General features: G+C 52.6%; 20 protein-coding genes. 10 read left to right on the top strand and 10 right to left on the bottom strand.

Translation table 11 applies throughout. From position 1 onward, the window contains the following. The first annotated feature begins 23 nt into the window (after positions 1 to 23). Positions 24 to 1,736 carry a phosphomethylpyrimidine synthase ThiC gene (gene thiC, locus B7989_RS07150; RefSeq protein ID WP_088627853.1) on the top strand — a complete coding sequence of 571 codons (1,713 nt, stop codon included), beginning with the start codon at positions 24 to 26 and terminating at the stop codon, positions 1,734 to 1,736. A 72-nt stretch (positions 1,737 to 1,808) separates the two neighbouring features. Here thiC and B7989_RS07145 read toward each other — a convergent pair whose 3' ends face one another. The 8 genes from B7989_RS07145 to rplU form a co-directional block, all read right to left on the bottom strand. Then, the gene (locus B7989_RS07145) at positions 1,809 to 3,797 is read right to left on the bottom strand and encodes an FISUMP domain-containing protein (RefSeq protein ID WP_088627852.1); all 1,989 of its coding nucleotides are present in this window, start codon (positions 3,795 to 3,797) and stop codon (positions 1,809 to 1,811) included. Between the two features lie 104 nt (positions 3,798 to 3,901). Further along, a complete protein-coding gene (locus tag B7989_RS07140; protein WP_088627851.1) occupies positions 3,902 to 4,966 on the bottom strand; it encodes a hypothetical protein in 1,065 nt (354 codons plus the stop codon). Between the two features lie 118 nt (positions 4,967 to 5,084). After that, positions 5,085 to 6,434, bottom strand: a complete 1,350-nt coding sequence (gdhA, locus tag B7989_RS07135) for an NADP-specific glutamate dehydrogenase (protein WP_088627850.1) — start codon at positions 6,432 to 6,434, stop codon at positions 5,085 to 5,087. Between the two features lie 319 nt (positions 6,435 to 6,753). Next, complete coding sequence (locus B7989_RS07130) at positions 6,754 to 8,580, bottom strand: glycoside hydrolase family 9 protein (RefSeq protein ID WP_088627849.1); 1,827 nt, start codon at positions 8,578 to 8,580, stop codon at positions 6,754 to 6,756. A 78-nt stretch (positions 8,581 to 8,658) separates the two neighbouring features. Further along, positions 8,659 to 9,444: an inositol monophosphatase family protein gene (locus B7989_RS07125; protein ID WP_088627848.1), complete on the bottom strand. Its 786-nt coding sequence runs from the start codon at positions 9,442 to 9,444 to the stop codon at positions 8,659 to 8,661. Then, positions 9,434 to 11,794 carry a fibronectin type III domain-containing protein gene (locus tag B7989_RS07120; protein ID WP_233144293.1) on the bottom strand — a complete coding sequence of 787 codons (2,361 nt, stop codon included), beginning with the start codon at positions 11,792 to 11,794 and terminating at the stop codon, positions 9,434 to 9,436. Before B7989_RS07120 ends, B7989_RS07125 begins: the two co-directional genes overlap by 11 nt. A gap of 79 nt (positions 11,795 to 11,873) precedes the next feature. After that, positions 11,874 to 12,134 (bottom strand): 50S ribosomal protein L27, encoded by a 261-nt coding sequence (rpmA, locus tag B7989_RS07115; RefSeq protein WP_072801233.1) that lies wholly within the window; start codon positions 12,132 to 12,134, stop codon positions 11,874 to 11,876. A 3-nt stretch (positions 12,135 to 12,137) separates the two neighbouring features. Next, entirely contained in the window at positions 12,138 to 12,623 is a 486-nt protein-coding gene (rplU, locus tag B7989_RS07110) for a 50S ribosomal protein L21 (RefSeq protein ID WP_088627846.1), read from the bottom strand. 120 nt (positions 12,624 to 12,743) lie between these two features. Between rplU and B7989_RS07105 the strand changes: the two genes are divergently transcribed. From B7989_RS07105 to B7989_RS07090, 4 genes are all read left to right on the top strand, one after another. Next, positions 12,744 to 15,593 (top strand): glycoside hydrolase family 2 protein, encoded by a 2,850-nt coding sequence (locus B7989_RS07105; protein ID WP_088627845.1) that lies wholly within the window; start codon positions 12,744 to 12,746, stop codon positions 15,591 to 15,593. Positions 15,594 to 15,814: 221 nt separating this feature from the next. After that, a complete protein-coding gene (locus tag B7989_RS07100) occupies positions 15,815 to 17,095 on the top strand; it encodes a glutamate-5-semialdehyde dehydrogenase (RefSeq protein ID WP_088627844.1) in 1,281 nt (426 codons plus the stop codon). A gap of 2 nt (positions 17,096 to 17,097) precedes the next feature. Next, positions 17,098 to 17,448 carry a phosphoribosyl-AMP cyclohydrolase gene (hisI, locus tag B7989_RS07095; RefSeq protein WP_088627843.1) on the top strand — a complete coding sequence of 117 codons (351 nt, stop codon included), beginning with the start codon at positions 17,098 to 17,100 and terminating at the stop codon, positions 17,446 to 17,448. 50 nt (positions 17,449 to 17,498) lie between these two features. Continuing rightward, on the top strand, positions 17,499 to 18,818 hold the full coding sequence (locus tag B7989_RS07090) for a histidine-type phosphatase (RefSeq protein WP_088627842.1): 1,320 nt from the start codon (positions 17,499 to 17,501) through the stop codon (positions 18,816 to 18,818). Here the strand turns inward: B7989_RS07090 and B7989_RS07085 are convergent. Then, positions 18,791 to 19,030 carry a hypothetical protein gene (locus B7989_RS07085; RefSeq protein WP_088627841.1) on the bottom strand — a complete coding sequence of 80 codons (240 nt, stop codon included), beginning with the start codon at positions 19,028 to 19,030 and terminating at the stop codon, positions 18,791 to 18,793. The two genes, B7989_RS07090 and B7989_RS07085, sit on opposite strands and share 28 nt — an antisense overlap. Before the next feature lie 65 nt (positions 19,031 to 19,095). Between B7989_RS07085 and tilS the strand changes: the two genes are divergently transcribed. Genes tilS through B7989_RS07060 form a run of 5 tightly spaced genes read left to right on the top strand, consistent with a single transcriptional unit; the run spans position 19,096 to position 25,237 of the window. Then, positions 19,096 to 20,121: a tRNA lysidine(34) synthetase TilS gene (gene tilS, locus B7989_RS07080; protein WP_088627840.1), complete on the top strand. Its 1,026-nt coding sequence runs from the start codon at positions 19,096 to 19,098 to the stop codon at positions 20,119 to 20,121. A gap of 17 nt (positions 20,122 to 20,138) precedes the next feature. Next, a complete protein-coding gene (ftsH, locus tag B7989_RS07075) occupies positions 20,139 to 22,283 on the top strand; it encodes an ATP-dependent zinc metalloprotease FtsH (protein ID WP_198959545.1) in 2,145 nt (714 codons plus the stop codon). Continuing rightward, entirely contained in the window at positions 22,283 to 23,164 is an 882-nt protein-coding gene (folP, locus tag B7989_RS07070) for a dihydropteroate synthase (RefSeq protein ID WP_088627838.1), read from the top strand. Before ftsH ends, folP begins: the two co-directional genes overlap by 1 nt. Beyond that, positions 23,151 to 23,990: a diadenylate cyclase CdaA gene (cdaA, locus tag B7989_RS07065; protein WP_088627837.1), complete on the top strand. Its 840-nt coding sequence runs from the start codon at positions 23,151 to 23,153 to the stop codon at positions 23,988 to 23,990. Before folP ends, cdaA begins: the two co-directional genes overlap by 14 nt. Positions 23,991 to 23,995: 5 nt before the next feature. Further along, positions 23,996 to 25,237, top strand: coding sequence for an SUMF1/EgtB/PvdO family nonheme iron enzyme (locus B7989_RS07060; RefSeq protein ID WP_088627836.1), 1,242 nt, complete (start codon positions 23,996 to 23,998; stop codon positions 25,235 to 25,237). A 1-nt stretch (position 25,238) separates the two neighbouring features. Here the strand turns inward: B7989_RS07060 and B7989_RS07055 are convergent, their stop codons facing one another. Then, complete coding sequence (locus B7989_RS07055) at positions 25,239 to 25,739, bottom strand: hypothetical protein (protein ID WP_144264989.1); 501 nt, start codon at positions 25,737 to 25,739, stop codon at positions 25,239 to 25,241. Between the last annotated feature and the right edge of the window lie 42 nt (positions 25,740 to 25,781).

Below are 25,781 nucleotides of genomic sequence, written 5' to 3'. Positions count from 1 at the left end.
GGGAATGACATTTAGGAAAAGTAATGGATTCTCTCCTTAAACCTTTTATGAATTCCCGCAAGGTGTATGTTCCGGGCAAGATGTACCCGGACATCCGCGTGGGAATGCGCGAAATTTTGACTGAAGACCCCGAAACGCCTGTCGTGACGGTGTATGATACGAGTGGCCCTTACAGCGATGTAGACGCCAAGCTCGACGTAACGAAGGGGATTGAACGTTTTCGCGAACCCTGGATTATGGAACGTGGTGACGCCGAACAGCTCGACGACATGACGTCTGCTTATGGCCGCGCCCGCCGCGCAAACCATGAACTTGACCACCTGCGCTTTAACGCAGAACACCACCCGCTCCGCGCCAAGGCTGGTCACCACCTGACCCAGCTTGACTACGCCCGCAAGGGAATCGTCACCAAGGAAATGGAATACGTGGCCATCCGCGAAAACCAGCGCCTTGATGAATTGCAGGCCCAGGGTAAAATCCAGGTGGCAGGCTCCCCCATTACGCCGGAATTCGTGCGCGACGAAATCGCCGCGGGCCGTGCGATTCTGCCGGGGAACATCAACCACCCGGAATGCGAACCGATGATTATCGGCAACCGTTTCCTCACGAAGATCAACAGCAACATCGGCAACTCGGCCATCACCTCTTCTATCGAAGAAGAAGTCGAAAAAATGGCCTGGTCCGTGCGCTGGGGTGCAGACACCGTGATGGACCTTTCCACCGGAAAGCACATTCATGAAACGCGCGAATGGATCATTCGAAATAGTCCCGTACCTATCGGCACGGTGCCTATTTACCAGGCGCTCGAAAAGGTAAACGGCAAGGCCGAAGAACTCACGTGGGAACTGTACCGCGACACGCTTATTGAGCAGGCGGAACAGGGCGTGGACTACTTCACGATTCACGCGGGCCTTTTGCTGGAACACATTCCGCTGACCGCCAAGCGTACCACAGGTATCGTGAGCCGCGGCGGTTCCATTCTTGCCCTCTGGCAGATGCGCCACCATCAGCAGAATTTCTTGTACACGCACTTCCGCGAAATCTGCGAGATTCTCGCTGCCTACGACGTAGCAGTCTCGCTCGGCGACGGGCTTCGCCCGGGGTCGTTGGCCGATGCCAACGACGCAGCCCAGTTCGGAGAACTGGACACGCTCGGCGAGCTCACGAAGATTGCCTGGGAATACGGCGTGCAGGTGATTATCGAAGGTCCGGGTCACGTGCCCATGCACAAGATTCAGGACAACATGGCGCGCCAGCTCGAAAAATGCCACGGAGCCCCGTTCTACACGCTCGGCCCTCTCACCACCGATATCGCCCCCGGTTACGACCACATCACGTCGGCCATCGGTGCAGCACAAATTGGCTGGTACGGCACAGCAATGCTCTGCTACGTGACGCCCAAGGAACACCTCGGGCTCCCCGACCGCGACGACGTGCGCGCCGGTGTGGTCACCTACAAGCTCGCCGCTCACGCGGCCGACCTTGCGAAAGGGCACTTTGCGGCACAGTTCCGCGACGACGCCCTTTCCCGCGCCCGCTTCGACTTCCGCTGGAACGACCAGTTCGCGCTTTCCCTGGACCCCGAGAAGGCCATGGAATTCCACGACAAGACGCTCCCCGGCAGCCAGGCCAAGGCAAGCCACTTCTGCAGCATGTGCGGGCCGAACTTCTGTTCGATGCGCATCACGCGTGCCGTGCGCAACTTTGTGGCCACAGGCGAAGTCGGCGACGTTTAAGGCGCAGGCAGAACGCCAAAACAGAAAATTCTAAAACAAATCCCCTGGACTCTCGTCCAAGGGATTTTTTAATTACTGTTGTTGCGGCTGTGTGGGAGCATTTTTTTCGGTTTGCGCAGTCTCTTTCGGCGGCACCTTGTTTTTCACACACCGGAGCGAGAACGCATTCCCGTCAAAATCCTCTTCGTTCTTGAATTCATCCTTACTGCTTACGACATACCAGTAAGCGGCTCCCGAACCAGCACCGCCTTCGGCCGCCCAGAAATACGCGCTCGTTCCGAGTTCCGTATATTCGCCGTCATTGCGGAATCGGATACCCGCCGGCAAGGCGTTAAAGCCGCTTGCATTGTTGTTCTTGGTCATATCGCCCTGAGCCCAGCCTTCGCGGCTCTTAAGGGCTGCAGCCAAGCCCTTGCGCTTGTTAATCGCAAACTGCCCTAACCGAGTCCATTCTTCCTGTCGCGGGATATGCCAGCCTTCCGGGCAAATTCCCTGGTGTTCTTCGACAACGGCCCCATGCGACACGCTATCCAGCGAATTCTCGATAAAGTCTTCGGGCAAGCGCATCGCTACATGCCACGGGTAAAGCCTTCCGTAATTGCGGCAACGGATATCCTTGTCCTCGTAGCAGAAACTCCCCGGAGCGGCAAAGCGCAGGTTTTCCGCCATCCAGACATCTTCGCCCACAGCCAAAGTCTTGTAGCGGTTATCGTCACGCTTGTCGTAAATCGAAGTACTGTCATAAATTTCGTCGATATCCGGCGGATTCATCAGGCAACGCACCGGATACGCCTTATTCTTCAGACTCGAATCCATCACGAAATCATCATTGTTATTCGGAAGCGTCCAGACGATTGCCCGCGACGAATCAAGTTCATTCACCGTCCAGAACCCTGTAAAGGTTCCAATTCCAGAATACGCCGAAACAGTATCCGCGGAATCGCGCACACCGGAGGCCAGCGCCGTAAACCCGAAACCGTTTTCACCCATAAGCGCAAGATCGCTTTCCAGCCAGGTTTCTCGGGCACGCAAGTTCGTACCCACGCCCACCGCATCGTCAATATCTTTCAAATAAATATTGAGCCTGTAAAAGTCAAGCGATGTCGGCACATGCCAGCCATTAGGGCAAACATCCTTCATCTTCGATGTCCCCGTAATATTGGTGGCGGCCTCCCACGTGTAAAGGCGTCCGAATCGTTCGCAATTTTCTTCCCTGTCATCGTAGCAATAGCTACCCGGCACCTTCACGTTCAAGTTATTGACCATCCACACCTGATCGCCAATATGAATCGTGAGCACGGCCTTGTTCTGCACATTGACCACTTGCGGAATCACCTTCGGGCGAGGCGGCGGAGGCGGCTCCCTAAAGGGGTACACCTTGTTTTCGATACAGCGGATAGAGGCGCCGTCGTCTTTGGAGGCGTAGACCTTATCGAAAGCCCTCGAATCGTAGAGCAAGCCCCAATAGATCGCCCCCACGTTGTCTATTTCGGACGATGACCAGAACTGGGCCGAAGTTTTCAAATCCATAAAGCCCGTATACTCGTTACGTACCCCCGCCGGCAAAGCATTAAAGCCGAATTCGTCGGAACCCGCAGGCACACGCAGTTCCTTTTCCCACAGTTCAGGAGACTTAAGGCTCAAACCGACGCCATCACTCTTGCCGATTCGCCCTACGTAACGCTTCAGAGTCACCCAGTCCTTATTGGCCGGCAAACGCCAGCCCGCAGGGCAAGCGTCATGATAGTTTTTCCAGTCCTTCTTGGTAAAATCAATATCTGCAATGGAGTGGTTGTTATAATAATCCACCAAGCGCATCGCCATCGCCCAATTGTACAACCTGCCGTATGTTTCGCAGTTGTAATCGCGATTGTCGTAGCACCAGCTCCCCTTCACGTTAAAACGCAAATTCTCGGCAAACCAGCGCTGGTTTCCGATCTGCACCGTCTTATACACGCGGCCATCGCGTTTATCCTTGAAATCAGGCATTTTGAGGACATGCGCACTCGCAAGCCCCGCCAAACTAAACAACATCACCAACAAAACAACTTGGATTTTCATTTTCACCCTCTTACCAAGCAATATATACTCAAAACCGCCCAAAAAGCAAGGCCGCGTAAACTTTTTTATTCCAAATTAAAAAAGGGGGATAATTCCCCCTTCAACTACCTTACATTCACCCGGTGAACTTTAGCACCGACCCTCACAACATAGGTTCCTGTAGCAAGATTCTTGACAACAGGTTCAGCTTCGGTAGTGAACCCCTGCTGCACGACTCGCCCCTGTAAATCCATCACGACGAACTTCCTTGCACCCAAGCTAGATGCAACCGGCGTCTTCTTAATGCTTTCGACGCCTGATTCGCTAAAGAACAGCGGATTATAGGTAGCCTCTGCAATATCCCCTTCAATCATGACAGCAACAGTTGCAGGATTAGAAAGAGACGCATCCGAGTTCCAAAGATAATCCTTCGATGCGCGCACCGAAATTGTCGCATAGCCATCCTTGAATTGAGCGTCTTCAAACAGGAACTCGACCTTTGCAGACGTCATATGTCCCTTGTACACATTGATTCCATTGCATTCTTCCGTGCACAGGTCATAAGTTCCATCTTTGGTAGGCTTAAGAATCGCTAAGAACAAGTCCAGAACGGATCCCGTGTGATATTCTTCGTAAGAGCCATCTTCCTTAGGCTCTTGGCCCCTAACGGCTTTAGGCGACTCTCCCGCTGCAGGAATCTGTTCTACAAAGGTTATTTGCGGCTTAAAGAAGTTCCATTCCAAGGCGTTCTGTCTACCCGCCAGGCTAATTTTGAACGGCGTAACCACACTAGGCAAATTATACATGTCAACTGATACATAGACGGTATCTACACCGGAAACTCCAATCGTACGCGATTCACCTTCTTTAAGCTTCTCGTAGAAGTTTCCTCCTGTAGCATCGCTAACCTTGTAAAAGACTGTCACCAATCTATCATAAGAAAGCGTGTACTGACGTCCAGCCGCTTCTTGCGGATAAATTTCAAGACCGTTTGCAGATTCCGCTACAGAAGAAATGTAGACAGGAACAAACTGTCCTCCCATGGCGAATGTATGCAAAGTGTACTTGCCATCCGGCAATTCGACGCCGTTCGTATCTTTTGCGATTGCGTCGGCATAGACCACATCCAGTTCTCCGGCAAAGCTATACCCAGCAAGGGCTATCGCCAGCGTACAAAGTATTTTGTTCATTCCTTACCTCTCAAAAATGTACAACACATGTTGCACACACATAAATTATAACTTTTTTTACAAAAAAAGCCCCCGGCTTTTGACCGGAGGACTTTTTGAAGTGAATTCTTTTTGAGAATTACACAGCGCCCTGCCACTTCATGGCATCGGCAACCTTGAGGAAGCCAGCGATGTTTGCACCCATCACGAGGTTGCCCTTCTGGCCGTACTTGACAGCGGCAGAGGAAGCAGCGGCGTAGATGCTCTTCATGATGCCTTCGAGCTTCTTGTCCACTTCTTCGAAGGTCCAGGAGAGACGTTCGGAGTTCTGGGACATTTCGAGACCGGAGGTAGCAACGCCACCAGCGTTAGCAGCCTTGGCAGGTCCAAAGAGAACGCCAGCCTTCTGGAAGGCTTCGATAGCTTCCGGAGTAGACGGCATGTTTGCACCTTCGGCAACGGCCTTCACGCCGTTAGCGATAAGGGCCTTGGCACCATCGAGGTCGAGTTCGTTCTGGGTAGCGCACGGAAGAGCGATGTCGCACTTGACCGTCCAAACACCCTTGGAACCTTCGTGGTATTCAGAACCCGGAACGAGCTTGGCGTATTCGCTAATGCGGGCGCGCTTCACGTTCTTGAGGTCGAGAACGACGTCGAGGTTGATGCCGTTCGGGTCGTAGATGTAGCCGTTGGAGTCGGACATGGTCACGACCTTGCCACCGAGCTGAGTAGCCTTCTGGCAAGCGAACTGAGCAACGTTACCAGAACCGGAAATCACCACAGTCTTGCCCTGGAAGGAGTCGTTAGCGAGGTCCTTGAGCATTTCGCGAGTGAAGTAGCAGAGGCCGTAACCGGTAGCTTCGGTACGAGCGAGAGAACCACCGTAGGAGAGGCCCTTACCGGTGAGAACGCCCACAAATTCGTTGCGGATGCGCTTGTACTGACCGAACATATAACCGATTTCGCGAGCGCCAGTACCCTGGTCACCAGCCGGAACGTCCGTGTCAGCACCGACGTGCTTGCAGAGTTCAGTCATGAAGGACTGGCAGAAACGCATCACTTCGTTGTCGCTCTTGCCCTTAGGATCGAAGTCGGAACCGCCCTTGCCGCCGCCCATGGGGAGCGTGGTCAAGCTGTTCTTGAAGATCTGTTCGAAGCCGAGGAACTTCAGCATAGAAAGCGTCACTTCGTTACGGAGACGGATACCGCCCTTGTACGGGCCAATGGCGGAGTTGAACTGCACGCGGTAGCCACGGTTCACCTGAACGTTACCCTTGTCATCGAGCCAAGGTACGCGGAAAGTGATCACGCGTTCCGGTTCGACGAGGCGGTCGATCACGCCGTTAGTTTCCCAAGACTTGTCCTGTTCGAGGACCGGGTCGAGGGATTCGAGGAATTCGCGGACAGCCTGGTGGAAGAGGGCCTGGTCCGGATCACGGGCGACGACCTTGTCATAAACCTTCTGAAGGTAAGCATTCTTGATTGCCATTTTATATATCTCCGTTGAGAGTTTGATTGTTAATGTTTTCAACGGCTGTAAAGATAGCAAAGACGATTGAAAAAAAGTGAAAAACTGGCAAAAATCTTCAATTTCTTACATTTTTGTAAGTTACTTTTTTAACAGAAATCAAAAGTGCGTTTTTTCGTTAAAAATTAAAGGGTGTTAGCACAAAAACCTACATTTTTGTAAGTTAAAACATCTTTCAACAATAAGTAAAATTAGTTTTACAAAACAGGATTGCCAAAAGTGTAAAAATAAACCCCTGCCGAAAGGCAGGGGTCCATCAAAAGCTTGAATTACAGATTTATTAATAAGCCTTCACCGTGAACATCTCGCTCGCTCGAGCCGAGATAACACGCACCCGGAATACGCCCTTACCCTGAATCTTGAACTGAAGGTTGTGACCTTCGCCCTTGATTTCCTGCAAAAGCTTACCGGTCAGGTCAAAGACCTGCACCCTGAAAGGCATATTCAAGACCTGAGAGATGCTCACCATGGAGCCGCTCGAAGTCAGGTTGAAGTTCTTGGTCAGAGAAAGACGCGGGATGATTGCATCGCTGGTATCTTTCTTGGTGGTGTCCTTTTTGACTGTATCCTTGCTAACGGTATCTTTCTTGACGGTGTCTTTCTTGGCAACAGACTTGACGCCAAGTTCTTCGTCGGTCTTCGGAGCCTTCTTGCTCAAGATGAAACCGAGAGCACCCACCATCGGAGCGTTCATGTCGACGCAGACTTCGTTAAGCTGCCAGTTCGACACGTCACTGCTATGATTGCCATCGTTAAAGTTTCCTGCAATCATGCCGCCCAGATACTTGTTCTTTTCAGGAGCATCGCCCATGCCGCCAACTTCACGACCCGGATCTTCGTTGCCATAGTAGCCACGGTGATGCGGGCGCTTAGGAGCATTGGCACCATTCTTGGTAAAGCCTACCACATAAGACTTCTTGTTGCTATTGTCACCGAGCAAGTAGGCCACATTCTTTTCGACCAAGCCATCATAGGCATCATCGTCGAAAAGCTTGGAATAAAGAGCATAGAGGAAGGCGCCACCAGAGGGGGTACGCACATGGAAATGGTCGCTATTGCTGGTTTCGCCCTTGAACACGTCATTGGACATATTTTCCTGGTAAAGCTTTTCCAAGAAACGTTCCACGTCTCTGTACTGTCCACCCGGTTCAAGGCCAAGGGCACCGGCACCCATCACCACAGAAAGCGGCACTGCGTTGCTGTAGGAGAATCGGGTATACATACCCTTCACGAATTGAAGATCGTCAAAATACTTTGTAGCATCTTTCTTGTAGGATTCGTCTTTCGTCGTACGGTAAAGTTCCAAGGCGGCAAGGAAAACGCCATCCTGCGTACGGCCGTCCCACCAAGTCGATTCATAGAAGTTGCCCGAATTCGTCACACCCTTGTGATTCTTGGAATAGCTGTATGCAACCTTTGCTGCATCAAGGTATTTCTTCTGGTTCGATTCTTCGGGATCCATACGGGCCATCACGGCAAGCATAGCGGCTGCCATACCCGGCGTGTAAGAATCGTTTGCATTACCGGTAATCGAGCGCGGTTCGCCACCTTCGCCCGAGCCGAGTTTGCTCATGGCACCGGCAGTCACCCACTTCTGGTGGTCAGCGTTACCGTCACCCTTGACCGTCACAAAGTTATTGCCATCGATAGCGGCCTTGACCCAGAAATCTGCTTCGTAGCGGAGTTCTTCGAGTAAGTCGCGTTCCTTGTTGGGCTTGCCGCCCTTCATGGAATAGTCCTTGCTGGCCTTGTAGTCGGTGTAGTCACCGGTATAAAGGTCGTAGAAACCTTCGGTAAATTCAGCGTAAGCCAAAGCGAGCACGTAAGAGGCGAAGCCCTGGGACTGACCATACATCACGTGGTCGCCGCAGTCAAACCAACCGCCGCTCACGTTTTTGCCGTTATAGCTGTCCTTGGTAAAGCTAGTCGGATTGTTTGTACCATCCAGAATCCAGTTGGGGCCTTCACCGGAGCGCTGTGCTCCGAAAAAGCGGGTGGTCATCCAAGCTGCTTCTACATAATCATCTGTGCTGAGTGCAGCAAAAGCAGCTGTCGAAGCCAAGCCCAAAAGGGCAAGACCCGAAAAAAGGTATTTTTTGCAATTCATGACTTTCTCCAAAAATACACACCAATCCCAAGTGTGCAATATAGTTTAATTTGGAGATTTTTCACACGAAAAGAAAGTTTACAAGATAGTATCTATCAACGTTTTATGTAAAATTCCATTACTAAAAACAACTTGTTCGGCATCCACGAACTGCATGGGAGAGCCGTCAATATGGGTCGACTTGCCACCGGCCTCTTCGACAAGCAGGGCAATGGCCGCAATATCCCAGGGGTAGCTCATGGTCATCACAAAGCAGTCCAGGCGCCCGCAGGCCGTAAAGCAGCCTTCGATTACCGCCGAGCCAAAGCACTTGACACGTTCGAAAGTTTCTGCCTCGCGAGCGAAATTCTTGGAATTCTGGGCGTTGATTTTAGCCACATCGCCCACGTTAAAGTCGCCATTGCTCACGATCGCATGGACCGGGTCCGACTCGTCGCTCACATGAATCGGTTTGCCGTTCATGAAGGCGCCTTCACCGCGCACCGCGGTAAAAAGTTCACCCAAGCGCGGCAGATTCACGACCGCGACCAAGGGCTTGCCTTCAAAGTGGAGCGCAATCGAAATTCCCCAGAACGGAATTCCGCGGCTAAAATTCACGGTACCATCGACCGGATCGATAATCCAGCGGTAACGCGGGTCCGAGCCTTCGATAACGCCAGCTTCTTCGGTGCGAATGGAATGTTCCGGAAACGCCTTGCGAAGTCCTTCCACAATCAGCTTTTCGCTTGCAATGTCGGCACGGGTCACCACGTCCTTCTTGGACTTGTATTTGACATCGCCCAAATTCTGTTGGATTTCAAGACAAAGAGCGCCTGCTTCCTTAGCAAGCGCTTCAGCAACTTTCAAAAAATCACTATTCTTCATTTTGTTCTTTATAGGCGCAGCAACGGAATCCGATGCTTGATGACCTGTAGTAGTTCGAGGCCCCGCGGTAAGCAACGCGCTCGCCCGTCAGGAACACGACCTCGATATGGTCCGGCACATACTTCATGCCGTTGGAAATGGTTTCAAGCCATTCATCGCCGCCCTGCTTGTATTCAGCATAAGGCACGTAGTCCGTACCCACGGAATTTCCGCTAGAATCCTGAATGTCAAAGAACTGCAAGGTATCCTTGAAATCTTTCTTGGTCAGTACCTTGTACAGGGTTCTGGATGTGTCGGCGGTATAAACGGTATCGACCCTGGTACCTTCGCGGTACAGGTATACGGAATCGGTCGTGTAGGCCAAACGGGTAAAGTACGGGAAATAACGGTTCGTGCAAAGGGCCTGGGTTTCGCGGCCAAACTCGCCACTTTCAAGCCCGCTCATCACGCGGTAAGAACCACCCTTGACCACGGCAATCGTATCTTCGGAGCGACCCCTCACCCATTCCTGATACTGGCCCGGCAAGTCGCGAATACCCATCGGGTTCATGCAGCGGGAACTGCGCTTGGCAGGATTCGCCGCCGAGGCAGAATCGTTGGTCGCCACATTGCAGTACTTGAACAAGAATTCAGCCGTCTCAACAGTATCGTCTTGAACCACGCCATAGGCAAGCGTTCCGCCCGAAAGGCAAACGAGTTCCCAGTCGCGTTCGTTACACAGACTCACCTTGAAACCGCTCGCCGAAATCGCTTCGCAGGTTGCCAGCGCTTCGGAATGCAAAACGTTCGTCATGAATTCGCCAGAATCATTCTGGTGTTCCATGCGTTCCATGCAGAAGTAATTGGTATCGGACGCCTTGACGGCGACAAAGCCTTCGGGACATTCGATTTCATTTGCGATAGCGCCCGGGGACACGGCAATCGTGTCGATCAGCGGAACAGACCAATAGCCGGATTCATCAATGGCAATAATCCGAAGCACAAGCGTATCACCAGGGGCAACATAACGGATCGTGTCAGAAATAAACTTACCCGTGGCAGAAACCTTCATGGTATCGCCCGAGGGCTTGTAAAACTTGGTGTAGCGGTCCAGAGTATCCACATCGCTGCTAATCACCCACTGTTCGGTGTAGCGGTCCCAATATTCAACCCTGTACATTTCCACTTTTTCATAGCACAAGTCAACGAGGCATGTATCCGGAATTGAGAGAACCGTATCGACCTCGATGTCGTGTTCGCGCTTGTACGGGTCTACACTTTGGCTCCAGAAAATGAGCAGGCGGTTATTGCTGTCGAGCCTTGCCATTTCAGGGTACAAGGTATCCTTCATCGTAAAGATCTTGGTGGGCATCAAGGGTGCGACAGAATCCGTCGTATTGATCGTAAGCCATGCGCGCATATCGGAACGGTCTACGCCCGTATAGTTGCCGCAAGTATCCCATGTTGAATAACCGATTTTGTATTCGGTTTCTGCCTTAAGGCCTTCGATAGTCAAACGGAAAATATTAGAATCGGGGTTATCGTTGTTGTAACCCTTACCATCGGGAATGGCCAGGAACAGTTCGTTCTTGCGGCTGTCGCCATGTTCCTTGGACTGCAGGAACACGGAATCCACGTTAGAATGATAACCCTTGTGGCGCAAATAAAGCGTCTCGCCAGTAGAATCGATTCCGTCCGGAGATTCAAGCTTAACCTTCAGCTTGCGCAAGTCCTCGTTCTTGTTCTCGCTATAGATTCTGATATTGTAACCAAGAATCGGGCCAGAAAGTTCATTCGGCTTGTAGTGATTCGTCTGGTCTGTTGGACGCGTCCATTCTAGAAGCGCTCCGGTAGTCCAGGTAGAATCAGAGATATTGATATCGGACGGAGCAAGCTTGTCGCCAAAATACAGATAAATTCTTTGAACCGTTCCCGGACGTCCACCCGAATAGTCGCAATAGAGCGCCACCATCAGACTTTCGCGTTCTTCCACATAATCCTGGATATACGGAGTCACGTCAATCGTGTCGAAAAGTTCCTCAGTCTTCGAGGGGTACGCAAAGCGATCAGTCGCCTTCGACTTTTCCTTGTCGCCAACCGACTTTGAAGTATCGTCCAACACGTCGTTGCCAACCCATAAGTAAATGCTGTCCAAGCTTTCTGTATCGTCCGGATAGCGGAAACGGACCATAAAACAGTAGGCACCGCTATCGGCACCCTTGGCACACTGCAACAAGGTCGAAATATCGGAAACTTCGCGTTCTACCCTAAATTCAACAGAACTATCGTCGTCAGAACAAGCCCAAAAAACAGCCGCCATCGAAAAAAGAAAGGCGACAAACAAAGAACGAATCGTCATAAACCTAGACATTGGCTATAAAATAGCAAAATACAATAAAAAAAACCGACGGCACTTGTGGTACCGTCGGCTCTAAACGATTCAAAACCGATTAGTTTTCTTCCGGATAGACAGAAACTTTCTGACGCTTTGCATCGAGGCGTTCGAACTTCACCTTGCCATCGACGAGAGAGAACAGAGTGAAGTCTCTGCCCATACCCACGTTGGTGCCCTTGTGGAAGTGAGAACCGCGCTGACGAACGATGATGTTGCCAGCCTTGACGACTTCGCCCGCATACTTCTTAACACCAAGGTACTTGGCGTTACTGTCGCGGCCGTTACGTACTGAACCTTGACCTTTCTTATGAGCCATGGATTATACCTCCTTAGCCTTACGCAGAGAGTTCTTCTTAACCTTGGCGGGCTTCGGGAGACCCTGGGCAATCTTTTCCTTGCGAGTCAGAGGCACAGACTGTACCTTCTGCTTGGCGAGGGCAGCCACGCGAGCGCGGTTGCGATCGATAACCTTGGAGTCGACCTTTGCGGATTCTGCGCCGGAGCGAAGTTCCGTAACCAGCACCTCGGTATAGCCCTGACGATGACCGTTACGACGTTCGTAACGGGTACGGCGCTTCTTCTTGTAAACGATGACGGTGTCATACTTGCCGTGAGCAAGCACTTCGACCTTCACGGAGGCGTCGTTCAGGACAGGGGTGCCGATTTGCACTTCTTTTCCTGCGAAAAGAAGAACGGACTTGAGCTCCAGTTCGGAACCAACAGCGGCATCGAGCGTGGGGACCTTGTAAGCCTTGCCCAGCTCAACTTTATACTGGAAACCACCTGTTTCAACAATAGAATACATTTTTGTAATCCTTTTTTGGTTGCTATTGGGACCCCAAATGTAGCAAAATTTGGAAAAATGTAAAGACAAAGCCCCATTTTTTTCTAAATTTCACCTCAAAATTTCATAAAGGAACCTCGAATGAGCAAGATTTTGAGCCTTGATGGCGACTGGCAGATGATTTGGGACACCGAAGATGCCGGTATTTCTAATCGTTGGTACGCTACTTACCCCAAAGACACCCAGGAAGTGCAAGTTCCCCACATTTGGGAAAGGGCTTTTGACAAGCTCCTGATGTCGCACGACTGTGCGTTCTATTTCAAGCGTTTTACCATCGACGACGAAAAACAGGTCGCAAAGCGCATTTTCTTGCGTTTTGAACGCATTGCAAGCCATGCCACGGTCTGGCTGAACGGCAAGCTCCTGGGCACCCATTTCGGCGCCTACACCCCCTTTATTATTGAACTCCAGAAGGCTTTGAAGCTCGGCGAAGAAAACGTACTCTGCGTGCGTGTCGCCAACATGGGCGCCCTCAACAGCCGCATCGACTTTGGCCGCGAAAGCGCCGACGGTGCCGATGACCGCTTTGTCCACCCGGGCGAACTCCCGGTCGGCCTCCCCTGGACCCAGTACCCGTTCGGCGGTATCTTTGGCCATGTGGACCTGATTTTGGGCACTGCAGCCTTTATTTCTGACGTGAAGCTCGAACCCGATGCCGATACCCAGCGCATCGCCTGCGAAATCAGCTTCAACAACCCCCGCGGCTTCCAGACCAGGCTTCGCGTGCTCATGCGCAACCCCGACGGCGACGTTTACGAGCAGTTCGTGAACAACCTGAAGCTCGACAAGGAAAACATGACCCAGCGTTTTGTTTTCGAAGTCAAGGAACAGCAGCGCCACAAGTTCCAGTGGAGCCCCGAACACCCCAACGTCTACGCCATTGAATTCCAGATGGAAATCAAGGCCAGCAAGGAAAAAGACGGCAAGGAAATCAAGCGCGCCGAATACGCATTCCCCGTGGTGCGCACCTTCGGTTTCCGCAAGTTTGACTGTCTCAAGGGCGACTACTACCTGAACGACCAGATTTTGAAGATCCAGGGCATTACCTACAACCAGCAGTGGAGCGAAGGTGGTCTCTGGACGTTCGACAACCCGAAGCTCGAAAAGGACCTGCAGGCCGTGAAGGCAGCCGGTTACAATGCTATTCGTAGCTGCGGCGCACCTCTCTCTACGCAGGCTCTCGACATCTGCGACAAGCTCGGCTTGATCGTGTTCCAGGAATTCCCGATCCACACCATGAGGTCTACCGCCCAGGGTCTTGAAATCGTCAAGAAACTGATCAACGACATCGTGGCCGAACAGCACCACCACCCCTGCATCGGTGCATGGGTCATGGGCGCCGAAAACGGCACGCTCCTGTTGCAGAACGGTAACAAGCTCTTGAACGCTATTAGCCCGGTCGACATGACCCGCCCGGTCATTAGCAACCTGAACAGTATTTACATCGACAACGAAGGAATCTTCCGCAAGGATACTGGCAAACTCTTGCCGGTTACGGTCGACAAGATTTCGCCTTACGCCACGCTCCGCATGAACCCGCGCATGACGCCGAATGCCGCCTATACGCATTTCTTGGCTCACAGTTTTGACCGTGACGCCGAAGAAATTTCCGTGCCGGATACAGGCCTTGGCGACAGCCACTTCCAGGACGAAGAAGAAAACGTAGTCAGCGACATCAACAACAAGATGCTGGTGACGCTCAAGAACCACACGCTCCTCCCGGAAACGGCCACCAACATCAAGGGACCGCGCAGTTCCAAGAACCAGAAGGCCATCAAGAACGCCATCAAGGCAATCGAAACCTTCGTGGAAAGCGACATGTCCATTTGGAAGGACTACAAGAGCTTTGTGGCCGACGCCAACCGCATCGCCATCAAGAGCAAGCTCGACCAGATTACCGCCCTCCAGAGCAACCCGCAGATTGCCGGTTTCTTCCTGGACCAGTGGGCCGACTGCGGCACCGAATTTGACGGTCTGTGCGACGAAAACCGCGTCAGCAAGGGTTTCGAAGATTTCTCGAAGGAAATCACGACTCCGAGCCGCGCCTTGATCAGCGAACTGGAACACGTGGTCGCCCCGCAGAGCGAAATCAGCTTCCAGGTGACGCTCCTGAACAACAGCCGTTACGAAGACGTGTCTGTGGAAGTCAAGCTGGTGGACGACAAGGGCAAGGAACTCGCCACCGACAAGATTTCCCCTGAAGAACCGGCCGGCAAGACGAGCCTTACGCAAATGGGCATTTGCACCATGATGGCTCCGCGTGCCGAAGGCAGCTACAAGTTGCAGATGACTCTCATCAACGACGGCAACAAGATCCACACGACCGAAGAAGACTTGATCGTGATCGCCGAAGCCGATGTGAAGAGCGCCATGAAGAAGGTCTGCTTCCTGGACAACAGCGAAGAATCCAGCGACGCACTGGCCGCTCTCACTGGTCCGGAACAGGTGATCTTTACCGCCAACCTGAGCTCTTGGCCCGACGAAATCCTGGACAAGCTCGTTGACGTGGTGAAGAACGGCGGCAAGACGCTTTTGCTCTCGGACCTCACGCAGGAAGATATCGACTACCTGAACCAGAGCCACCAGTTCGACTGCAATATCGAATCTCACTGGAGCACGGGTGCAAACGAACTCAGCTTGCACTACCTGCCCAAGGGTTCCGAACTTGCACCGGTATTCGGCGAAGCCTCTGTTCTCGACAGCAATGCTGCAGCCGTGATGCCGAGCCTCTCGCTGAACGAACTGCCGGGCGCCAAGGTGTTCGCACGCTCCGTCACTTTGAAGGACGGCGAAGTCAAGACCGGTTCGGACTTGCAGCTCTACCCGTTCGGTAACGGCAAGATCATGTTCAACCAGTTCAACGTATTCGAAGGTCTGGAAACGAACGTGCTCGCCGACAAGCTGTTTGCGACGATCGTGAACTTGCTGTAAAAGATTCGAACAAAAAAAGACTCGGTGCTTCCCCGAGAGAGAAGGATTGCACCGAGTCTAAACACCCAAGTCCGATACCTTGCGACTATAAACCCTCGTCGCGGGTAAAAACAAACCTGTACGACACTAACTTATACTCCAATGTGATGAAAATCAAGTTTTACAATGTAAAACAATTGAAACAATCACGATAAATGCTCAAAAAAGGATAAAAACGGCTTATGACTTGCTCCAATTTGAAATATTCCAACTTGGAAGAATACTCCGACCTTTTGGCCAGAAATGCCCAGAAGGCAAGCAAGACGCTCCGTACCCTGCCGGGTGAAAAGCGTAGCGCCGTGCTGAACCGCGTTGCCCAGATTTTGCGCGAGCGTAAGCCAGAAATCCTTGCAGCAAACAAGATTGACCTTGAAGCCGCCGCCGGAAAGCTCGACGACTCGAAGATGGACCGTCTGACATTGAACGACGCCCGCATCGAGGCCATGGCCAAGGGTGCCGAAGAAATCGCATCCTTCGCAGATCCGCTGAACAAGGTTCTCGAAAGCCGCGAACTGAAGAACGGCATCAAGATTAGCCGCGTGGCCGTACCTATCGGTTCCGTATTCTTTATTTTTGAAAGCCGTCCGAACGTAACAATCGATGGCGCATGCCTCTGCTTTAAGGCAGGCAATGCCGTGATTTTGCGAGGCGGTAAGGAATCTCTGAATTCTGCCAAGTGCCTCGCCGGGATTTTCCATGAAGCATTGGCCGAAGCAGGCATCGATCAAGACGCCGTGCAGCTCGTGACCGAAACGAGCCACGACCTGGTCGGTATGCTTTTGCAGCGCAATGACTGCCTCGACCTCGTGATTCCCCGCGGTGGCGAGCGCCTGATTCGCGCGGTCGTTGAACAGAGCAAGATTCCCGTGATTAAGCATTTCAACGGCATTTGCCACGTGTACGTGGACAAGTCTGCCGATATGGACAAGGCAGTTAACATCTTGATTAACGCCAAGACGCAGCGCACGGGTGTGTGCAACGCCATGGAATGCGTGATTATCGACCGCCATATCGACGAAGCCACAACGAAGAAATTGATTGATTGCCTCGCCGATCGTGGCGTGGAACTCTTTGGCAACAAGGACGCCCAGAGCCATGACAGCCGTATCAAGGATATTGGCGATGACAGCAATTACCACCACGAATACTTGGCCCTCAAGGCAAGCGTCAAGTTCGTCGATAACGTTGCCGAAGCCTGCGACCACATCGAAAAGAACAGCAGCCGCCACACTGAAGCCGTGGTTGCCGAAGACACCGCCGTTCAGGACTACTTTGTCGCGAACGTGGACAGCAGCAGCGTGATGGTGAACGCCAGCACCCGCTTTGCCGACGGTGGCGAATATGGCCTCGGTGCCGAAGTGGGCATTTCCACCGACAAGTTGCATGCCCGCGGCCCTATGGGCGTGGAAAGCCTCTGCAGCTACAAGTGGATTCTCCGCGGCAACGGTCAGGTGAGAGGTTAATCATGAAGTTCGAAGATTTGATTAAAGAAGTAAAGTTCGAAGTCGTTGTGGACGGTGTTGCACTTGCGCCGGTAATCGTTCAAGATGCCGACAAGGGCGACGTTCTGATGATGGCCTGGATGAACGAAGAAGCACTCCGCCGCACCCACGATTGTGGCGAAATGGTGTTCTGGAGCCGTAGCCGCAAGGAATACTGGCACAAGGGCGACACCAGCGGAAACGTGATGACCGTCGTGGAATGGGCCGCCGACTGCGACAGCGATGCCTTGCTTTTCAAGGTCCGCATGCAGGGCCCGCAAGTGGCTTGCCACACGGGCGCTCGCAGCTGCTTTTTTAAGAAATGTGAAAAGTGAGCGGCTCCGCCGCAATGAGCAATGTGTAATGTGGGATGCGGGAGAATAAAATGAAAAAAATTCTTGCGTTATTGTTCGCGGTAGCAATTTCAGGATTTGCCCAGGACCGTCACCAGATGGGTAGCAACTACTACGCCTACCCCACTCCGACCGCCAAGTACACCAAGGCTCCCGCCGGCTACAAGCCGTTTTATCTGAGCCATTACGGCAGACACGGCAGCCGTTTTCACCAGCCTGCCGACCATTACCATGCTCTGTACAACACGCTAGCCAAGGCCGATTCTTTAGGCAAGCTCACCGATTTGGGCAAAAGCCTGCTTGAACGCGCCAAGTACTTAGACGAATACGCCGCCCCGCGCGCAGGCGATTTGACCCAGCTCGGCGTGGCCCAGCACCAGGGTATCGCAAAACGCATGGTCAAGAACTTCCCGGAAGTGTTCAAGAACGACGCCTACGTTGAAGCCTACGCCAGCACTAGCGTGCGCTGCGTCGTGAGCATGGCAGCATTCCTCGAAGAACTGCACGCGCTAAAGCCCAAGGTCGAGATTCACCAGGAATCGGGCAAGTACCTGATGAGTTTCATCAGCCCGCTTGATTTCGGCAAAATTATCAACGAATCGAACACGCCTGCCTGGCAAAAGGAAAACGAAAAGCTATACAGCCATGTGAATCCGACACGCATGATGCGCGCCCTTTTCAACGATTCCAACTACATCAAGAAGAATGTAGACGGAGGCGATCTTTTAAGCAAGATTTACGAAATCGGAAACAGCCTGCAAGGCAGCCCCGAAATCGAATTCAACTTTGACGATTTGTGGACCGACGAAGAATTCACCGCTCGCTGGCACGCACAAAATGCCTGGTGGTATAGCGTTCTCGGCAACAATCCCTTCGCCAAAAAGCAGGGGCTCGAAAACGCACGTCCGCTCCTGAAAAACGTTTTGGACGAAGCCGACAAGGTGATTGCCGCCGACACAGCCAAAACAGACAAAACCGCAGGTAAGAAGCCCGCGAAAAAGACCACCGCGACGCTCCGCTTCGGCCACGACACCGTCATTTTCCCGTTTGCAGTACTTTTACAACTAGAAAACGGCACGCAGAACACCGGCATCGAAACCGCCGACATGGAAAACCTGCACAAAATCTGGCGCGACTACGAAATCAGTCCGATGGCCGCCAACGTACAGCTCGTATTCTACAAGTCAAGCAAGAAGGGCGCCCCGATTCTTGTGAAGGTGATGCTCAACGAAATCGAGCAAAAACTGCCTGTGACATGCGATTCAGCAACCATAAAGAACTGTCCCGACGTCCCGTATTACCGCTGGGAAGACGTCAAGGAATTTTACGGCAAGATTGCAACGGGCAAATAACCTGCTGCGGCCTGTATAAAAGGGAAATCCCCCGCATCGGCGAGGGATTTTTTGTGTTTAAGGGTTCTGGTGTACTTCGTCTTGTCGCGGACGATTCTAGTCCGCAGTGTGGCTCCATTCTGGGAGCCGTCAATGCGCAGCATGCGCAACATCACGCTCTCCTTGGCGGTTTCGGCCAATTTGCCAGCCGCCTTACTGTTATGTTTAGCCATAGTGGCCTCCTTGAGGGGCAAATATAAATTATTATCTTTAGGCAGTAAAGGGTTTAAGGTTTCTTTTGAAAGATTCCATCGCAGATAGAATTCGACGTCATGGGTTCAAGCGCCTGTTGCTTGCGGTTTCGGGCGGTCTAGATTCTATTTGCCTGGCGCATTATTTCATCAAGAATCGCGAAGCGCTCGGGATTGAATGGCTGGGAATTGCGCATGTGCATCACGGACTGCGCGAAGGAACAGCCGACCGCGACGCCACATTTGTCGAAGCATTCGCCCGCAAGTACAACATACCATTTTTCTTGAAACGCTTGAACGGCGAAGCGCTAAAAAACGCCGAAGGTTCGCTCGAAGAAAACGCGAGAGATGCAAGGTACAAGGCGCTACAAGAAGCCGCCGAAAACTGCGACGCCATCGTGACAGCGCATCATGCAGGCGACCAAGCGGAAACGATGTACATGCGACTCCGCCGAGGAACAACGCTTGCGGGACTCAAGGGGATTCAGGAAGTACGAGACAACATTTACCGCCCTCTGCTAAACACGACTCGGGCGGAACTTCTTACGTATGCTCGCGAAAACAATCTTGAGTGGTGCGAAGACGAGAGCAATTCCGACGTAAAATTTGCACGAAACAAGGTGCGACACGAATTTCTCCCGCAGCTAGAAAAAGAAAGCCCCGGCGCAGCGACGCAATTATGCAGAATTGCCCTGTTGGCGGATAAGGCGTATGCGAAAGTGATGAATGCAGGCGAGTCGCTTTTCGCGCCTGTTTTGAAGGCAGGAAATGCTGATGCTGACCTTCGTCAGCATGACATGTGGGCAGGAATCGCATTGGACAAGAAAAAACTTCGCAAGGTTCTGCTCGCTCACGAAAGTACAGACCTTTCCGAAATGTTTCGTTTATGGCTTTCGGAACAGGGATTCCGCTTTCCGATTGGCTTCTTGTACAGCCAAACAGAGCCCGCCCATGTTAAAATTCCCGTACGCGCCGCTTACCGCAAGCGTTCTATCGTCAAAAAGGGCTCTACCGTCTTGATTTGCGAATTTGAAAGCGTCGAGGCAGCCCTAAAATTTGTATCTTGCAAGTGAACGTATAAAAGGAATTTATGAGTCAACCTAAACCGACCCCTCCCTACCGTAGCAAGAACTTTATCATTTTGTTAGTGATGATTCTTTTGTTGTTCGTCATGTTCCCGCTTGCAGGGAAAGACGGCGAAAATGACATTACGCGCACCGAATTTTTGGCCATGATGGGCGACTCCACCAAGGTCATTACCGAACTTTCGCTCCAGAAGACCCCCGATGGCGTGATTATCGAAGGTAAACGCGAAATGAGTGCCGAAGAAAAGGCTGAAGCGAAAAAGAGCCAGAGCGCGCTCGCCCGTTTCACCAAATCGGCCGACAACGGCAATACGAAAGCCTTCCGCAGCCACATGCTGGAAGTCAGCAACGACCAGATTACCGCCTGGGAAATGTTCAAGGGCGTCAAGGTCAAGGTCATTCACGAATCCAGCACCTGGCTCGACACGATTGTCGCTTTCTTGCCAGCGATTCTCCTAATTGTATTCTTCTACCTGATGATGAACCGCCAGATGGGTGGCGGCGGCAAGGGTCCATTCAGCTTTGGCAAGAGCCAGGCAAAACAGTTGAACGGTAAGCAGAAGACCACCTTTAACGATGTGGCCGGCTGCGACGAAGCCAAGCAAGATTTGCAGGAACTCGTGGAATTCCTGAAGGACCCGAAAAAATTCGATGCCCTCGGCGGACGTATTCCGAAGGGTGCATTGCTCGTTGGCCCTCCGGGTACCGGTAAGACGCTCCTCGCCCGCGCTGTTGCAGGCGAAGCAGGAGTTCCGTTCTTTAGCATGTCCGGTTCCGACTTTGTGGAAATGTTCGTGGGCGTGGGTGCTAGCCGCGTACGCGACCTCTTTGAAACAGGCAAGAAGAACGCCCCGTGCATTCTCTTCATCGACGAAATTGACGCCGTAGGTCGCCAGCGTGGTGCTGGTCTCGGTGGCGGTCACGACGAACGCGAACAGACTTTGAACCAGTTGCTGGTGGAAATGGACGGCTTTACCGCCAACGAAGGCGTGATTTTGATTGCCGCAACCAACCGCCCCGACGTACTCGACAAGGCATTGCTGCGCCCCGGCCGCTTTGACCGCCAGATTGTGGTGGGACTCCCCGACCTAAAGGGCCGCGAAGAAATCTTGAAGGTTCACCTGAAAAAGCGTAAGGTTCCCCTGGCCGACGACGTGGACGTGAAGGCCGTTGCAAAGGGGACTCCTGGTCTTGCAGGTGCAGACCTCGAAAACTTGGTGAACGAAGCCGCCCTCTTGGCCGCTCGCTTCAACAACAAGAAAGTCACGATGCTTGACTTTGAAGAAGCCCGCGACAAGCTCAGCATGGGTGCCGAGCGCCGCACGCTCCTGATGACCGACGAAGAAAAGCGCCACACCGCTTACCACGAAGCAGGCCACGCCTTGATGACGCTCTTGTGCAAGCATTCTGACCCGCTCCACAAGATTACGATTATCCCGCGCGGCCGCGCCCTCGGCGTGACCATGAGTCTGCCCGAACGCGACCAAGTAAGCTACAGCCGCGAATACGCCGAAGAACGCATCATGATCATGATGTCCGGCCGCCTCGCCGAACTCATCTTCTTCAACCACCAGAGCACGGGTGCCAGCAACGACATCCAGCGCGCCACGGAGCTTGCCCGCAAGATGGTGACGGAATGGGGCTTCGACGACGAAATCGGACCGGTATGCTACAGCCGCACCGACGGCGAAGTGTTCCTCGGCCGCGAAATTAGCAAGCCGAAAGAAATGTCCGAAATGATGGCCGAAAAGATCGACAACGCGGTGAACAACCTCATCAAGCGTCTGGACCAGGCCGCCAAGAAACTCATCGAAGAGAACAAGGACAAACTCATCGACCTCGCCGAAGCGCTGTTTGAATTCGAAGTGCTCGACCGCGAAGAAATTGACCGCGTGATGGCCGGCGAAAAACTGACCGGCACCAAGAAGAGCCGCCAGTACAAGGCGCTCGAAGAAATGGAAGAAAAGAAGAAGCGCGAAAATACGCCGCCGCCTGACCCGGGCAAGCAACCGCCGGTAGCACCGGTCACTGATGCACCCGTAGCCGAAATCAAGCCCGCACCCGCTGCCGGAACCACTCCGGCAAATGATGGCGATGCCCATACCGAAACGCTAAAGTCCTCCGAAGAACCGAAACAGGAAAACTCGTAATGTTCAAAGAAGTTCTGGATCATAGTCGCTCTCTCCCTTGGAAAATCGGCAACAAGGTTCTGCCTTGCAAGACTCCGCTGATTATGGGTATTGTGAATGTGACTCCGGACAGTTTTTTTGACGGCGGCAAGCACAACAAGCCTGACGCCGCCTACGAACACGCCTTGATGCTCCTGGACCAGGGCGCCGAAATTCTAGACATCGGTGGTGAAAGCAGCCGCCCGGGAAGCGCGCCTGTCAGCCTGCAAGAAGAACTGGACCGCGTATGCCCCGTGGTAGAACGTCTGGCCAAGCTCGCCAAAGAACGCGAATTCTATATCTCAGTCGATACGGTCAAAGCCAAGGTCGCCGAAGAAACCATGAAGCTCGGGGCCCACATCATCAACGACATTAGCGCCTGCGCCATGGACCCGAACATGCTCCAGACCGTCGCAGACACCAAGGCAGCCGTCGTGCTGAACCACATTCGCGGAAACTTCGGTACCATGCAGCAGGACTTCAAGCCGTACACGAACGTGGTGCAGGAAGTCCGCGAAGAACTCTTGGCGCAGGTGAAAAAGCTTTTGGACCTCGGCGTCGAGCGCGAAAAGATTTGCATTGACCCGGGTATTGGATTCGGAAAAACCGCGCAGGACAACATCGATTTGATGAAATCCACCGAAGAATTCCTGAAAGACGGCTACCCCGTTCTCATCGGAACCTCGCGCAAGTCCTATATTGGTAAAATGCCCGGTCTCGAAACAAGCGACCGCCTGATTCCGACCGTTACGGCAGGAATCGTTGCCGTACTCGGTGGCGCCAGCTGCATTCGCGTGCATGACGTGAAAGAGGCCAAGGAATCCTTGTTGTATTTGGAGGCGTTAAGAAATGATTCTGTTTAAGCTATTCGGGATTATCGATGTGCGTCCAGCAGATATTCTGGACGTGCTCCTGATTTCGATTATCATCTACTACATCTTCTTGCTGTTCCGCGGAACCCGCGCCGCCCAGATGATTTTCGGTGGATTGCTTTTGATTCTCGCCTGGATTATTGCGCAGTGGTGGGAACTCCACACCGTCGTATGGCTTATCAGTAACCTTGCGACCCTCGGTATTATCGCACTCGTGATTCTTTTCCAGCCCGAAATTCGAAGCGCCCTCACCCGTATCGGTCAGGCCGCCAGTAAGCTCGATTTTCACAACCTGTTTTTCCATTCCAGCGGTCTCGACGAAATCACCAAGACCATCGCAAGCGCCTGCCAAGACCTGGCAAAGACACACACCGGTGCGCTGATTGTGCTTGAAAAGCGCGTGGGCCTGCGTAACTACGCCGACACCGGTGAAATCTTGGACGCCCGAATCAGCTCTAGACTTTTACGTGCCCTCTTCTTCCCGAATTCCGCTTTGCACGATGGCGCAGTCATCATGAACACCAAGCGCATTATTGCCGCCGGCTGTATCTTGCCCATGCCCACGGGTAACGCCGAAAAAGAAGCGGGCTACGGCATGCGCCACCGCGCTGCTAAGGCTTTGGCCGCCGAATGCGACGCCCTCGTGATCGTGGTGTCCGAAGAAACGGGCTACATCTCTATCGCCTACCGTAACACGTTGCGCAGAAACATTAGCGTTCAAGAATTGAAACAAGAAATCATTCGCCACTGGGGCGAACTCTTTAACGACGTCCGCGAATCGGCAAAGTCCGAAACCGCCGAAGAAAAAGCAGGCTAGATTTTATGGCAAACGAAAACGAAGATCAGTTGAAGAATAAGCGCAAGAAAAAGAACATCGCCATTCTCGTGTTGATGTTCCTCTTGTTGGTGACCCTTTTTATTGTGCAGTGCCACTTGGACCAGATCAAGCAAGAAGCGCTTGCCAAGGAGCAGGAAACTGCACTTGAAATGCAACGCCGCCAGACGCTCGACAGTCTGCGTGCTTTGGAACAGGCTCATGCCGACAGCATCCGTATGGCCGATTCGTTGGCAAAGCTCAGTGCCGACAGTTCCCGCATCGCCGACAGCCTGCGCATAGCAGACTCTTTGGCTGCACTCCAGAACAACGTGAACCGCGATAGCATTCGCCACGTGCGCGATAGTCTGAACCACATCAAGGATAGCCTCGCCGCTATCGACAAGGCTCGCGCCGACAGCCTGCAGCGCATCGCCGATTCGTTGGCGGCTATCGAAAAGGCAAGGGCCGATTCGCTCGAAAAGAAGCGCATTCAAGACAGTATCCGTGCTGCCGACCAGGTGCCGCCCGTCGCCGAAATCGCACCGCCTGCAGGCCGTTACTACGACCCGATTAAGCTCAAGGTCAAGTGCGAAGAAATCAAGTGTAAGACATTCCTCTCTATTGGCGACACGCTCCACGCTCAAGAAGCAGGCAAGGCCATTGAATATAACAAGACTGGTTCCGTATTCTTCTATGCCGAAGACTCCGTGGGCAACCGCTCAGCCTGGGAAGAAGCCAAGTATGATATGGCTAGCGACAACATTTGCGGCAAGAACGCCTACCCCGTACCGCTCGGCGGCAAGACCGTTTGCGTAGACGCATACGAATACCCGAACAAGGCTGACGAGCTCCCCCGCGACATGGTAAGCCAGGAACAGGCCGCAAGCCTTTGCCAGCAAGAAGGCAAGCACCTTTGCAGCCTCGCCGAATGGCAAGCCGCTTGCAAGAGCAAGGACAACACTCGCTACAGCTACGGCGACAGCTACAAGCAGAACAAGTGCAACACCAACACGAAGGCAGCCAAGCGCAGTGGCCGTAAGGAACAGTGCCGCAGCTGGTACGGCATGTACGACATGAACGGAAACCTTTGGGAATGGACTTCGACGACGAGCAAGGATCACCCGAACATGTACTTAGTCGCTGGTGGTGCATGGAACACCAACAACGAAAGCAAGTGCACCGACAACAAATTCAGTTTCTATCCGCAGAACCAGTACCCGAACGTAGGGTTCAGGTGCTGTAAGTAATCTATTCGACCTCAGTCATTTCGACATGCAGGTGCTCCATTTCACCTTTTTCCCAGAGCACCTTGAATCGCGGCCCGAGTTTATCTTGGGCCATTTCTACAACTTCGCGACGTTTGTTCATGTGCATATCGACAATGCGGAAATCCATGGCCGCATTCTTGTAATGCCTTGAATTTTTCTTGTGGTACGGATAATCGTTACCGCTTGTAATCACGGGCACATAATCGTCGCCCATGACCTTATGATAGCAGCGAATGATTTCAAGCCCCGCGGTATCCATCACGGGGAGCAGGCTTTCAAGGTACACGCCTTCTTTTTGGCGGGTACGCTTGAGTAACAATCGGTGAACTTCGCGCTGGTTGAAAGGTTTCAGATTCAAATGGCGCATGTATTCTTCGGCAGACCAGGTATCTTCGACCTGCTTGGGCTCGTAATGCGGAATGGGGCGGTCGTTCGCCTTAATGAGCCTGTAAACGCCAAATAAGGCAGCAATAGCGAGCACAGGCGCCAACAAATACAAATGTTTAACAAAAAATTGCATTTT

Source organism: Fibrobacter sp. UWB5 (assembly GCF_002210295.1).
Taxonomy (GTDB): domain Bacteria; phylum Fibrobacterota; class Fibrobacteria; order Fibrobacterales; family Fibrobacteraceae; genus Fibrobacter.
This window is presented reverse-complemented; position numbering and strand designations above follow the sequence as displayed.